Annotated in this window: 10 protein-coding genes; 3 read left to right on the top strand and 7 right to left on the bottom strand. The window is 66.5% G+C overall.

All coding sequences use genetic code 11. The features are described 5' to 3' along the window. Window positions 1–13 precede the first annotated feature (13 nt). Window positions 14–958 carry a PaaX family transcriptional regulator gene (locus LC062_RS10190; RefSeq protein WP_224910927.1) on the bottom strand — a complete coding sequence of 315 codons (945 nt, stop codon included), beginning with the start codon at window positions 956–958 and terminating at the stop codon, window positions 14–16. A 110-nt stretch (window positions 959–1,068) separates the two neighbouring features. Beyond that, a complete protein-coding gene (locus LC062_RS10185; RefSeq protein WP_224910926.1) occupies window positions 1,069–1,482 on the bottom strand; it encodes a hypothetical protein in 414 nt (137 codons plus the stop codon). Between the two features lie 296 nt (window positions 1,483–1,778). On the opposite strand from LC062_RS10185, the gene LC062_RS10180 reads away from it, so the two are divergent. From LC062_RS10180 to LC062_RS10170, 3 genes are read left to right on the top strand one after another with little or no spacing between them, the layout of a single operon-like run. Then, on the top strand, window positions 1,779–2,330 hold the full coding sequence (locus LC062_RS10180; RefSeq protein WP_224910925.1) for a PadR family transcriptional regulator: 552 nt from the start codon (window positions 1,779–1,781) through the stop codon (window positions 2,328–2,330). A 60-nt stretch (window positions 2,331–2,390) separates the two neighbouring features. Next, window positions 2,391–3,494 (top strand): efflux RND transporter periplasmic adaptor subunit, encoded by a 1,104-nt coding sequence (locus tag LC062_RS10175; protein WP_224910924.1) that lies wholly within the window; start codon window positions 2,391–2,393, stop codon window positions 3,492–3,494. Then, window positions 3,491–7,072 (top strand): efflux RND transporter permease subunit, encoded by a 3,582-nt coding sequence (locus LC062_RS10170; protein ID WP_224910923.1) that lies wholly within the window; start codon window positions 3,491–3,493, stop codon window positions 7,070–7,072. Before LC062_RS10175 ends, LC062_RS10170 begins: the two co-directional genes overlap by 4 nt. A gap of 272 nt (window positions 7,073–7,344) precedes the next feature. On the opposite strand, the gene pssA is transcribed toward LC062_RS10170, so the two are convergent. The 5 genes from pssA to LC062_RS10145 all read right to left on the bottom strand — a co-directional run bounded on the left by pssA (window position 7,345) and on the right by LC062_RS10145 (window position 12,827). After that, entirely contained in the window at window positions 7,345–8,244 is a 900-nt protein-coding gene (pssA, locus tag LC062_RS10165; RefSeq protein ID WP_224910922.1) for a CDP-diacylglycerol--serine O-phosphatidyltransferase, read from the bottom strand. A 65-nt stretch (window positions 8,245–8,309) separates the two neighbouring features. Continuing rightward, the gene (locus tag LC062_RS10160; RefSeq protein ID WP_224910921.1) at window positions 8,310–9,011 is read right to left on the bottom strand and encodes a phosphatidylserine decarboxylase; all 702 of its coding nucleotides are present in this window, start codon (window positions 9,009–9,011) and stop codon (window positions 8,310–8,312) included. Between the two features lie 103 nt (window positions 9,012–9,114). After that, complete coding sequence (locus LC062_RS10155) at window positions 9,115–11,034, bottom strand: ABCB family ABC transporter ATP-binding protein/permease (RefSeq protein ID WP_224910920.1); 1,920 nt, start codon at window positions 11,032–11,034, stop codon at window positions 9,115–9,117. A 47-nt stretch (window positions 11,035–11,081) separates the two neighbouring features. Next, the gene (locus LC062_RS10150; protein ID WP_224910919.1) at window positions 11,082–11,429 is read right to left on the bottom strand and encodes an ArsR/SmtB family transcription factor; all 348 of its coding nucleotides are present in this window, start codon (window positions 11,427–11,429) and stop codon (window positions 11,082–11,084) included. A 111-nt stretch (window positions 11,430–11,540) separates the two neighbouring features. After that, window positions 11,541–12,827 (bottom strand): Ig-like domain-containing protein, encoded by a 1,287-nt coding sequence (locus LC062_RS10145; protein ID WP_224910918.1) that lies wholly within the window; start codon window positions 12,825–12,827, stop codon window positions 11,541–11,543. Window positions 12,828–12,945 lie beyond the last annotated feature (118 nt).

Genomic DNA, 12,945 nt, shown 5'->3' with positions numbered 1-12,945 from the left:
AGGCAAGAGAGCTTCAGTCGGGAAATCGGTCGAAATAGCTGGCGTCCGGCGCCGGCAGGGCGCCATCGCGGCACAGCGCCCGCTGCGAAAGCCACTCGTCGGAAGCGGGCAACAGCTGCCGGTAGAGCCGGGCGCACAGCGCATTGGCGGCAAGCCCCGGCCAGTCTCCCGGCAGGAGATCCGGTGACAGCCCCGGGTCGCGCAGGATCAGCCGGCGATAGGCATGGATCAGCAGGAGCCGCGCCACCATCGCCTGCTCGCCAACCACCGGCGGCGCGCTTTCCAGCGCATCGGCCAGCGGCGCGAATCCTTCGATGAACTGATGATAGCGCCGGGCCAGCGGCGCCAGATCGAAGGCCCGCTCCACCAGCTCCCGGCGCGGCCCGCTGAGGACATCGGCGGCCAGCACCGTGCAGCGCTCCGCCCCCTCCCCCGCAAGCGGCGGGCTGACATCGGTTCCCAGCAACACGCCGGGCGCAAGCTGGCCATAGCCCGACTTCAGCGCCGCATCGCGCAAGCCCCCGCGCGGATCGCCATCGGGCAGACAGACGATCCGCAGCCGCGCGGATGTCGCTTGCCTCGGAGTGGCATATACCCGGGCGATTGCCGGGCCAAAGGCCGCGCGCCCGGCCCCTGACAGCGCATAGTAGCTGAGCCGCCCGACCCGAGTGCGCTCCAGCCAGCCGTCCCGCGCCAGCCGCGACAACGCCGCCCGCACGGCGGCAGCATCAACGCCCATGGCGCCGAGCAGTTCCGAGACCGTGCCGGCCCAGACCTCGCCGCCGCGCGGGGCAACAGCATCTCCGAAGAAGGTGATGATCAGCGACCAGACCCGCAGCGGCTGGGCGTCATGCAGCCGGTCGAGCAGCACCGCGAGCGCGGCCTCCGCCGCCCCCTGGCCACTCCCGCGCTCCGCGCAAGACGGCGCGGCCGCATCGCCCGACTGGCTCTCGCTCATGCCACTGCTTCCCGTTGCCGGCAAAAGGAACTCCGGCTCATCAACCGGTCCATTAAGCAGATTGACACAAGCCTTGAAACCGCAAAAACGCCCCTTGGTCAGGAACGCTCCTACCTGTCCCCATCCGGTTTGCGGCCACCGGCGGCAACCCGCGCCGGAACCAGCGCCTCACGCGGCATCAGCCAACGCAGTGACCACTGCCGGCGCTTTGACCCGCCCGCATCGCCGTCCTTGGTGCTGGGCAGCGCCATGACCGCCGCCCCCATTGCCGCGGAACACAGGGTGATCATCAGCCCGAACAGCAGCACGAGAATCGGCACCAGCGGCTCCTGGGAATTGAGAATGAGGCTGCGCAGGTTGCCGGTGTCGAACCAAAGCAGGCCGCCCAGCACCATCACCGAGACGAAGGCACCGATCAGCCAGTTGATCGCCAGCATCCGGAACAAAGGCAGGCGCCACAGGCCCCGCACTCCGGAGCCTGCCTCGAACACCATGTTGTCCTTGCGCGAATTATCAATGCTCATGCGCTCTCCGCCCATTTTCACCCGAACCGCCGTGCCCGGGCCGCCACATTTCGACAATGACCGGTCCCACCGACCTTGTCCACGTGTCGGATCGGCGCAGGTCAGAGGTTGCCAGCCCGCCCGGTTGCAAACCGAAAATTCCCCAACGTTAAGTCTTGCAGATGACATATGGCGCGCTTATATAGGCCATCAATATATCGAACCGATATATCAAGATTTGCGAACATTCAAATCAAAGCCACCACCTGGTCGCGCCCGGCAGGGGCGGCGGCCAAGCGGCGGAGACAAGAGCGATCATGAGCGTCAGAACCCTGTGCCTCGCCATTCTCAACTTCGAGGACGCGACCGGATACGAGATCCGCAAGCAGTCCACGGAGGGCAAGTATCGCTACTTCTTCGACGCCAGCTACGGCTCGATCTACCCCACGCTGGCGCGGCTCGAAGCGGAAGGGCTGGTCACCGTGCGCGAGGAAGCGCAAAGCGGCAAGCCGGCGCGCAAGGTCTATTCGATCACGCCGGCGGGCCGGGCCGCCTTCATCGCCGCCCTCAGCGAACCGGTGGCGCGCGACACCTTTCGCTCCCCCTTTCTGCTGGTGGCCATGTGCGCCGATCAGGTTGGTCCGGGCGCCGTCCGCAATGCCATAGACGCGCGGCTCGGCTACCTGCGCGAGGAACTCGGCCTGATGGAAACCATGCAAGGCGAGTGCCCGAACGAGGCCACCCGCTTCATCCTCGACTATGGGCGCACCTGCGTTGCCCATGACATCGCCTTTCTCGAAAGCAACAGGGCGCGGCTGGAGGAAATTGCCACCGGCCCGACCAAGGATCTGCCCCAGGCAGCCGAGTAGCCAGATGCGCAACCCACCGGCCAGTGCCCCAGGCAGCGCTCAATCCGGAGCAACGACACGATGAAACTGCGCTTTTCCTACTTCCTCGCCATCGGCATCATTGCCGGTGTCGCCGGCTGGATGTGGACCGGAACCTATATCGAGGGCGGACTGGGCGAGACCGAGGGCAGCATCCCGCCTCCGGCCGAACGCAGCCAGGCGGCCGATGCCACCCTGTTTCGCGTCGAAGTGCGCGAGATTTCCGCCGAGCCGCGCCGTTCGGTGCTGATCATTCGCGGACGCACCGAAGCGGAAGCCCGGGTGGCCGTGCGCGCGGAGACCAGCGGCCGGGTTGCCGAACGGCGCGTCACCGAAGGTGAGATCGCCAAGGCCGGCGATGTGCTCTGCGTGCTCGATAAAGGCGCGCGCGAGGCCAAGGTCGCCGAGGCGAGAGCCCTGCTCGCCCAGGCCCGGCTCGATCACACCGCCGTCACCCAGCTCAACGAAAAGGGTTTTGCCGCCCAGACCCGGGTTGCCGCGCTCAAGGCGGCGATGGATGCCGCCGCCGCCAAGCTGGAGGAACAGGAGCTGGAGTTGTCGCGCACGGTGATCCATGCGCCGATCACCGGCATCGTCGAAAGCCCGATGGTGGAAACCGGCACGATCCTCGCCACCGGGCAAGTCTGCGCCACCCTGATCGACGCCGATCCGATCCTCGCCATCGGTCAGGTGTCCGAACGCGACATCAACGCCCTGCGCATCGGCCAGCAGGCCGAGGTGGAGCTGGCCACCGGCGGCAGCGTTTCCGGTAAGGTCCGCTATATCGCCCCGGCGGCCGATCCGGCGACCCGCACCTTCCGGGTGGAGATCGAGGTCCCGAACACTGACGGCCGCGTGCGTGACGGCATCACCGCCACCGCCCGCGTGCCGCTGCTCGAACAGCGCGCCCACCACATCAGCTCCGGCATCCTGACGCTCAACGACGCGGGCACCGTCGGCGTGCGCGCGGTCGGGCCGGACAACACGGTCAGCTTCTATCCGACCCAAATCCTCGGCGGCGACACGGACGGCATCTGGGTGGGCGGCCTGCCCGAAACCCTTCGCGTCATTGTCGTCGGCCAAGACTATGTGATTGAGGGGCAGACCGTCGAACCGGTCGTGAAGATGGCGGAGGCCACCCGATGATCTCCATGCTTGAATCCGCGCTGCGCCGGCCGCGCACCGTCCTCACATTGATGCTGGTGATGGTGGTGGCCGGGGTGCTGTCCTATCTCACCATCCCCAAGGAAGCCGATCCGGACATCGACATTCCGGTGTTCTATGTCTCCATCACCCAGCAGGGCATTTCGCCGGAAGACGCGGAACGGCTGCTCGCCCGACCGATGGAAACCGCCCTGCGCGGTCTCGACGGGCTGAAGGAAATCACCACCATCTCGGCGGAAAGCCATGTCAGCGTCTTGCTGGAATTCGACATCAGCTTCGACAAGGACAAGGCGCTCGCCGATGTGCGCGACAAGGTCGACCAGGCCAAGGCGAAACTGCCGGACGAAGCCGAGGAACCGACCATCATCGAGACCAACTTATCCCTGCAGCCGACCATCTATGTCGCCCTGTCCGGCGCGGTGCCCGAACGCACGCTCTACCGCCATGCGCGGCGGCTGAAGGACCAGATCGAGGCGATCCCGACCGTGCTGGAGGCCAATCTCTCCGGCCACCGGGAGGAGATGCTCGAAGTCATCATCGATTCCATGAAGCTGGAATCCTATCAGGTGACCCAGCAGGAACTCCTGACCTCGCTGACCCAGAACAACCAGCTGGTGCCCGCCGGCTTCCTCGACAACGGCCAGGGCCGGTTCAACGTCAAGGTGCCCGGCCTCGTCGAAAACGCGGTGGATGTCTACAACCTGCCGGTCAAGCAGAGCGGCGAAGGGGTGGTCACCCTCGGCGACATCGCCGAGATCCGCCGCACCTTCAAGGACCCGGAGACCTTCACCCGAGTCAACGGCCAGCCGGCGATCACCATCAACGTGGTCAAGCGCAAGGGCACCAACATCGTCGAGAACAACGCGGCGGTGCGCCAGGTGGTCGAGGAGGCAACCGCAAACTGGCCGGCGCCGATCCGCATCGACTACCTGCTCGACAAGTCGCGCAGCATCTTCGAGATCCTCGGCTCGCTGCAATCCTCGATCATGACGGCGATCTTCCTGGTGATGATCCTGGTGATCTGGGCGCTGGGGCCGAAGTCGGCGCTGCTCGTCGGCATCGCCATCCCCACCTCCTTCATGGTCGGCTTCCTGATCCTCTCGGCGATCGGCATGACCGTGAACACCATGGTGATGTTCGGCCTGGTGCTGACCGTCGGCATGCTGGTCGATGGCGCCATCGTCATGGTGGAATACGCCGACCGCAAGATCGCCGAGGGCATGCCCACCCAGGAGGCCTATATCCGCGCCTCCAAGCTGATGTTCTGGCCGATCGTCTCCTCCACGGCGACGACCCTCGCCGCCTTCCTGCCGATGCTGCTGTGGCCGGGTGTCGCCGGCGAGTTCATGAGCTACCTGCCGATCATGGTGATCATCGTGCTCAGCGCCTCGCTCTTGACCGCGCTGGTGTTCCTGCCAGCGACCGGCGCCGCCCTTTCCGGCCTGATTGTCGTGCTCGGGCGCCACGCCGGTCTTGTGACGAGCGCCCTGGTCGGCATCGGCGCCGCACTCGCCCTCTCGGCTCTGCCCGTGCTGGCGGCGCTGCCCATCATCGCGAAGCTGCCACTGTTGCTCCTGGCCGCTGTGCTCATCGGCGCGGCGGTTCACCGTCCCTTGCGCCCGCTGGTCGCCCGCTTGCGCGCCCGCCTGCGCGCCCGCTCCCGCCAGATGGCGGAGGAGGAACGCAAGGCGGCGCAACTGCTGTCCGCCGGCGAGCATTTCGAGCCCGCCAAGGTCAAGGGCGCAACCGGCGCCTATCTGCGGATGCTCAGCTTCTGCGTCGGCACGCCGCTCGGCAACGTGATCACGCTGGCCAGCGTCGCCATCATCGCCGCCGGCATCACCGTCTATTTTCTGCAGCACAATCAGGGCAGAGAGTTCTTCATCGAGGACGAACCGGAAGCGGCCATCGTCCTGGTCTCCGGGCGCGGCAATTTCTCGGTGCATGAGGCACTGGGGATCGTCGGCGCGGTGGAGCGAGAGGTGCTCGCCGTCCCCGGCATCGAGAACGTGGTGATGGCGGTCACCTCCGCCGGCGGCTCGACCGGTGGCGGTCTGATCGGCGGCGCCCAGGACAAGCCCGCCGACGTGATCGGCGAGTTGAACATCGAGCTCGCCGATTATTGCTGCCGCCGCAAGGCGGAGGAGATCTTCACCGAGATCCGGCAGCGCACCGCCATGCTGCCCGGCATCAAGGTGGAGGTGCGCAAGATCGAGGGCGGTCCGCCCACCGGCAAGGACGTGCGCCTGCAGGTCACCTCCACCGACTACGACACCCTGACGGCGGCGGTCGCCCGAGTGCGCGACCATGTGGATGAGATGGAGGGCCTGCGCGACCGCGAGGACAGCCGGCCGCTGCCGGGCATCGAATGGCAGATCAGCATCGACCGCGAACAGGCGGGCCGCTTCCAGGCCGGCATCGGCTCGGTCGGCTCCATGGTGCAGCTCGTCACCAATGGCGTTCTGATCGGCAAGTACCGCCCGGACGACAGCGAGGACGAGGTGGATATCCGCGTTCGCCTGCCGGAGGCGGAACGCACCCTCGACCGGTTCGACAGCCTGCGTCTGCAGACCCCGCTCGGGCAGGTGCCCCTGTCGAACTTCATCGACCGGGCACCGCAGCAGAAGGTGTCGTCGATCACCCGCCGCGACGGTCTCTATTCCATGGAGGTGAAGGCCAACATCATTGAAACGGAAACGGTCACCACACCGGACGGCGCCTCGCGGCCGCTGACCCCGGATGACAAGGTGGCCGAGCTCGGCGCCTGGCTGAAGACCCAGGATTTCGGCGATAACGTCTACTTCCGCTTCCGCGGCGCCGACGAGGACCAGAAGGAATCCGGCGAGTTCCTGCAAAAGGCGATGATCGGTTCGCTGTTCCTGATGTTCCTCATTCTGCTGACCCAGTACAACAGCTTCTACCAGACGGTTCTGACCCTCTCCACGGTGGTGATGTCGATCTTCGGCGTGCTGCTCGGCATGGCGCTGACCGGGCAGAAGTTCTCCATCATCATGACCGGCACGGGCGTCGTCGCGCTCGCCGGCATCGTCGTCAACAACGCCATCGTGCTGATCGACACCTACAACCGGTTCCGCCATGACGGCATCGAACCGGTGGAGGCGGTGCTGAAGACGGCGGCCCAGCGCATCCGGCCGGTGCTGCTGACCACCGCCACCACCGTCGCCGGTCTGGTGCCGATGGCCACCCAGATCAACTTCGACTTCGCCGAGCGGGTGATCACGCAAGGATCGATCACGGCGGTCTGGTGGGTGCAGCTCTCCACCGCGATCATCGCCGGCCTGTCCTTTGCCACCATCCTGACGCTGATCCTGATCCCGACCATGCTGGCCTTGCCGACGGTCTGGGGACGGGTCTTCGCCAGGCTGCTGCGGAAGAAGGGGGATGCGGCCGCGGACGACGCCGTGGCGGCGCAGGAGAGCGGGACGCAGACCGCGCCCCTGCCCGGCCCGTCCAATGTCACGGCGCTGACCGCGCGGCCGGCCACCACGAAGGAGACGCCGCGCAGCGCCCCGGACACCCTGCCGCACGCGGCGGAATAACCGGCCGGTCCGGCACGAACGATCCGACAAAAAAGAAAGGCGGCGTGGGAACCCCCGCGCCGCCTTTCTTTCATGCTGACAAACCCTCTTTCATCTCCGGAGGAGACCTCCCGGACTTTTCGCGGGGCGTCCTCCCGGACGGAGCGCAAGCGAAGATCCGGGATCGGCGAGCCACCACCTGCCGGCTTACCCTCCGCTGGAACCGCGCACGCTTCGGCTCTCCGGTCCCGGCTCGGCGGCCGGGACGACGCCGAGAAACCAGAGCCCGTCCGTCAGCCGGTATCGTCCTTGTCGTTGTCGCCGAGGTGGTCGAGGTCGGTGTCGTCCTCGCTCTCATCCTCGTCGGCCTCCGCAGTGTTCGCCCCGCCGATCCGGCCATCGCGATACTTCGCGTGCCAGTGCAGGGCAAAGGGGATGGAGATGAGATAGCCGGTGGCCCCCACCGCCAGCATCTGGAACGGGTAGCTGACCAAAAGCGCCACCACGAGCACCGCCGCCACGAACAGCGGCAGCACCAGATCGCGGCGAATGCGCGAGCCCAGCTTCTTGCCGGAGAAGGTCGGCAGGCGGCTGACCATCAAGAGGGCGATCAGCACCACATAGACCGCCACCACCGGCGCCAGTGCCGGCCAGTGCGGCAGCAGCCCGACGAATTCCAGATAGACCGGCAGGAGCACGCTCAAGGCACCGGCCGGCGCCGGCACCCCGGTGAAGAAGTTGACCGCCCAGGCGGGTTTGTCCGGATCGTCGATCGAGACGTTGAACCGGGCGAGGCGCAAGGCGGCGGAAATGGAGAACACCAGCGCGGCGATCCAGCCGATCGAACGCACCTCGTTGAGCAGCCAGGAATAGAGGATCAACGCTGGCGCGACGCCGAAATTGACGAAATCCGCCAGCGAATCCAGCTCCGCGCCGAAGCGCGAGGTGCCCTTCAGAAAGCGCGCGACGCGGCCGTCCAGCGCGTCGAGCACGGCCGCCAGCACGATGGCGCCGATGGCGTAGTCCCAACGTGCCTCCAGCGCCATGCGGATGGCGGTGAGCCCGGAGCACAGCGCCAGCAGGGTCACCAGATTGGGCAGGACGAGACGAAGCGGCACCCGGCGAAAGCGCGGCGCCCGGCCGCGCCGGCGGCGCGTCGGGCCCGGATCGTAGGGAGCAAAGGGAGCGGACATGGCGCGAGTTACCTTTGTATGCGTTGCATGGGGGCGATGCGCCGAACCGGCGAACCCGGATGGGCTCAGCTTACCCGGGTCAGAACGCTGTCCCGCCCCGCGCCGGACAGATCCGCGACGACACTCTCGCCCGCCACCATGGTCTGGCCGATGGCCACCTTCACCGATGCCCCCTCCGGCAGATAGACATCCAGACGGGAGCCGAAGCGGATCAGGCCGAACCGTTCGCCGGCGCCGATATTCTCGCCCTCGTTCACGAAGCAGACGATCCGCCGCGCCACCAGGCCGGCAATCTGCACCACGCCGATGCGGGTATCGCCATTTTCGATGACGAGACCGTTGCGCTCGTTCTCCTCGCTCGCCTTGTCGCTCTCGGCATTGACGAACTTGCCGGCGCGATAGGCGATGCGGGTGACCCGCCCGCCGATCGGCGCCCGGTTCACGTGGCAGTTGAACACATTCATGAAGATGCAGACGCGCATCATCGGCGCCTCGCCCAGCTCCAGCTCAACCGGCGGCCGGGCCATGCCGATCTGACAGACCGTGCCATCGGCTGGCGACACCACCAGAGCATCATCCAGTGGCGTCACCCGCGCCGGGTCGCGGAAGAAATAGCAGACCCAGCCGGTCAGGATCAGGCCGATCCAGAACAGCGGATCGAAGAACCAGCCGAGCACCAGGGTGGCGACACCGGCGATGGCGATGAAGGGCCAACCCTCGCGATGAATGGGAACAAGGGTTTTCGAGATCGTATCCGTCAGCGACATCAAGCCATCCAGTCAAAAGAGCGATGGCGCGCCGGCCGTCCGGCGCGCAGGGCCCCATTTGCACCGGAGCGGGCAGGAAAATCAATCCGCAGCGGCAATCCGCTCACTCCGCCGGCACTTCCTCGCCGGCGCGCGGACCGCGAACGATATAGCCATCGTCGGCTTCGGTGACCGCCCGCAGACGCTCCTCCGCTTCCGTGGCTTCCTGCTGCCGCGCCCACATGGAGGCGTAGAGCCCCCCAGCGGCAAGCAGCTCCTGATGCCGGCCGCGCTCGACGATTTCGCCCTTTTCCAGCACCAGGATCGTCTCGGCATTGACCACGGTGGAAAGCCGATGGGCGATCACCACGGTGGTGCGGTTGCGCGACACCTGATCGAGCGCGGTCTGGATCTCCCGCTCCGTGTGGGTATCGAGCGCCGAGGTCGCCTCATCGAGGATCAGGATCGGCGGCGCCTTGAGAATGGTGCGGGCAATTGCCACACGCTGCTTCTCGCCGCCGGAGAGCTTCAGCCCGCGCTCACCCACCTCGGTATCGAATCCCTGCGGCAGGGTCTCGATGAAATCGGCGATCTGCGCCATCCGCGCGGCCTCGCGCACCTCTTCATCGCTCGCCATGGGCCGGCCATAGCGGATGTTGTAGGCAATGGTGTCGTTGAACAGAACCGTGTCCTGCGGCACCATGCCCGTGGCCTGCCGCAGGCTGTGCTGGGTCACCGCGCGCAGGTCCTGCCCGTCGATGGTCACCCGCCCGCCGGTGACATCGTAGAAGCGGAACAACAGCCGCGAGATGGTCGACTTGCCCGCCCCCGACGGGCCGACGATCGCCACCGTCTCCCCCGCCGGCACCTCGAAGGAAATGCCCTTCAGGATCGGCCGGTCGGCATCGTAGTGGAAGCGCACGTCCTCAAAGCGAAGGGTCCCGCCATTGACCGCGAGCGGTGCGGCATCGGGCGCATCGGTGATTTCCGCCGGCTCGGCCAGAAGATCGAACATCGCCTCCAGATCGGCCAGGCCCTGACGGATTTCCCGGTAAAGGAAGCCGACGAAATTGAGCGGGATCGCAAGCTGCAGCAACAGCGCGTTGATCAGCACGAAATCGCCGAGGGTCTGGGTGCCGGCCATCACCGCCTGAGCCGAAAACACCATGCAGATGCCCGTACCGATGGCGAGAATGAACGCCTGCCCGAAATTGAGCCAGGCGAGCGACGTCCAGGTACGGGTCGCGGCGACCTCGTAATCGGCCATCGACCGGTCGAACCGCCGGGCCTCCATCTCCTCGTTGCCGAAATACTTGACCGTCTCGAAATTCAGCAGGCTGTCGATCGCCTTGGAATTGGCGTCGGTGTCGCTGGCATTCATCTGCCGGCGGATGCCGATACGCCAGTTCGAGGTCTGCACGGTAAACCAGGTGTAGGCGACGATCATCACCGCCACGACCACCACATAGGAGAAACCGAACTGGTACCAGATCACCCCGGCCATGATGGCGAATTCAAAGATCGTCGGAACGCCGTTGAGAATGGTGAAGCGAACGATGTTCTCGATCCCCTTCACACCGCGCTCGATCACCCGCGACAGACCGCCGGTCTTCCGCTGCAAGTGAAACCGCAGCGACAGAAGATGCAGATGGCGAAAGGTGAGGAAGGCCAGTTGCCGCACCGCATGCTGTCCAACTCGGGCGAACAGCGCATCGCGCAACTGGTTGAAGCCGACGAACAGCACCCGGGCCACATTATAGGCGATCACCAGCATCACCGGCGCCAGCAGCCAGCCGGGCACCACGCCATCCCCGGAAAGCCCGCCGTCCCCGGCCAGCGCGTCGGTCGCCCACTTGAAGAAATAGGGCGAGATCACGGTGACGATCTTGGCGATGATCAGCGCGACCAGCGCAAGGCCGACCCGCACCTTCAGGTCAGCCCGGTCATGGGGCCAGATGAAGGGCCAGAGCCCGCGCAGGGTGGACAGGGTCGAGGCCTCGTCGGCGGACACGCGCGGGGCCACGCCGGAACGGCGACTGGTCATGCATTCTCCTTATCGCGGCGCCTCACTGGGCCGCGGGCTGATCCGGATCAATCGCCAGAGGCGCGCGGAGCGTCGGTGGTTGCCGCGCGCAAGAGCGCGAACAGATCCCCCACCTCCCGCGAAAACCGTTCGATCACCTCCGCACGGAGCGAATAATGGCAGCAGCGGCCATCGTCCCGCCGCTCCACCAGCCCCGCCTCCCGCAACACCGACAGGTGCTGGGACACCGTCGACTGGGCCAGCGGCAGGCATTCCACGATCTCGCCGCAGCAGGCGGCCTCGCAGCCGGCCAGGGTCCGCAGGATCTCGATCCGCGCAGGGTGCGACAGGGCACGAAACAGCTCGGCGAGCGCCCGGCAGTCGCCCGGCGCCCCACAAGTTTCGGAAACGGTCATGCTTCGAATCCGGGCATGGCGATTTCAACTCATCGTTAGATGGCGATAGCATCGTATTATGACGATGAATTGTCAATCCGCGACGCCGATGCCCCGCTGAGCGCTCGGCAGTCAGTTCTGCGACGGCCAGTTGCGGTCGCCCTCGGGCATCATGAACACCTGCCCGGGATAGATCAGGTCCGGATTGCGAATCTGATCCTTGTTGGCCTGATAGATGGTGGTGTAGCGCAGACCCTCGCCATAACGCCGCTGCGAGATGGTCCACAGATTATCACCGGAGCGAATGATGATGTTGGCGATCTGGCGCTTGGCGGCATCGCCGCTCGCCCCCTCGCCGCCGCCCATGCTGCCGGAAGCCGCCACCGGCCGCAGCACGATGTCATCCTCGTCCGCCCGGTTGAAGGTCACCTCGGCACGAGCCGTCACCGCGCCGGTGTTCGGTGCCACCTGGTCGGCCCGCACCTCCACCTCGCCCGGCGCCACCGCGCTGTCCGCCTCCAGGAGCCAGCGGCCCTTGCTGTCGGTGCGCGCCTCGCCCACCAGCTTGTTGTCGAGATAGACCCGCACATCGCTGTTCGGCTCGCCGGCCCCGGCCACATAGACCTTGCTGTCTTCCGTCTCCACCGCATCGACCGTGACCGTCGGGGCGGCGGACGGCGCGCTGGTCGCATCCTCGGCCGCGCTCTCGGCCGGTGCCGCAGCCTCTGACGGGGCCGACGCATCGGGCTTGTCGATCGCGGCCGCCGCAACCTGATCCGCCGGCGCCTTGCCGCTGGCGGACTCCGTTGCCGCTTCCAGGGCTTCCGGTTTCTGCAGAATTTGCGAGGCAGTGCCCGGCGTGTTGAGCATCACCAGCACCTCGCCGCTTTGCGGATCCTGCGGCACCGACACCGCCAGGCTCTGGACCGACTGCGCGGCGGTTTCACCCTCGGCATTGTGAACTTCCAGCGTCACCGAATGGGCGCCCGGCGCCAGCGGCTCGTCAAGCACGATGGCAAATTCGCCGGTGGCATTGGCAATGCCCCTGCCGACCACCTTGCCATTGGACAAAAGCGCGATGATCGCCCCGGGCTCCGACCGGCCAGCCACCACCGCCGAGCCGTCCCGCTCCACGCGCATCAGGTCAAATGTGGGAACCGCAGCGTCTACCTCGCCCGCCCCCGCATCGCTCGCCGCCTCGCCGGCATCGGCGCTCTGCCGGGCTGCGGCGCCAGATGCGGCCGCGTCAGTGCCCGCTGGAACAGCGCTCTCGCCCTTTTGCGGGGCCTGCGCCGAGACCTCGGGGGCCGGCTTGCCCGCCTCGTCCTGCTGCTGCGTCTTCCACCAGCCAAAGCCAAGGGCGCCGGCAACGACGATGCCAGCGACCACGAGCAGTTGAACCAGGACTTTTCGCGACATGAAGAAACCTACTCCCCGATCCCCTGTGCCACGACCGGAATCGGCCGAGGATCACAAGTTGACCGTCTTTCGAGGGCCGGCGCAACGCTTCCACGCATCAACGGCGGCAAGCCACGCC

Origin of the sequence: Stappia indica (assembly GCF_020177335.1) — a bacterium.
GTDB classification, from domain to species: Bacteria; Pseudomonadota; Alphaproteobacteria; order Rhizobiales; family Stappiaceae; genus Stappia; species Stappia indica_B.
Note: the sequence above shows the minus strand (reverse complement) of the source record. Positions and strands in the feature narration are given on the sequence as shown.

Coding starts and splice junctions, on each gene's coding strand:
- LC062_RS10190 (WP_224910927.1), bottom strand. CDS start 958: ATGAGCGAGAGCCAGTCGGGCGATGCGGCCGCGCCGTCTTGCGCGGAG.
- LC062_RS10185 (WP_224910926.1), bottom strand. CDS start 1,482: ATGAGCATTGATAATTCGCGCAAGGACAACATGGTGTTCGAGGCAGGC.
- LC062_RS10180 (WP_224910925.1), top strand. CDS start 1,779: ATGAGCGTCAGAACCCTGTGCCTCGCCATTCTCAACTTCGAGGACGCG.
- LC062_RS10175 (WP_224910924.1), top strand. CDS start 2,391: ATGAAACTGCGCTTTTCCTACTTCCTCGCCATCGGCATCATTGCCGGT.
- LC062_RS10170 (WP_224910923.1), top strand. CDS start 3,491: ATGATCTCCATGCTTGAATCCGCGCTGCGCCGGCCGCGCACCGTCCTC.
- pssA (WP_224910922.1), bottom strand. CDS start 8,244: ATGTCCGCTCCCTTTGCTCCCTACGATCCGGGCCCGACGCGCCGCCGG.
- LC062_RS10160 (WP_224910921.1), bottom strand. CDS start 9,011: ATGTCGCTGACGGATACGATCTCGAAAACCCTTGTTCCCATTCATCGC.
- LC062_RS10155 (WP_224910920.1), bottom strand. CDS start 11,034: ATGACCAGTCGCCGTTCCGGCGTGGCCCCGCGCGTGTCCGCCGACGAG.
- LC062_RS10150 (WP_224910919.1), bottom strand. CDS start 11,429: ATGACCGTTTCCGAAACTTGTGGGGCGCCGGGCGACTGCCGGGCGCTC.
- LC062_RS10145 (WP_224910918.1), bottom strand. CDS start 12,827: ATGTCGCGAAAAGTCCTGGTTCAACTGCTCGTGGTCGCTGGCATCGTC.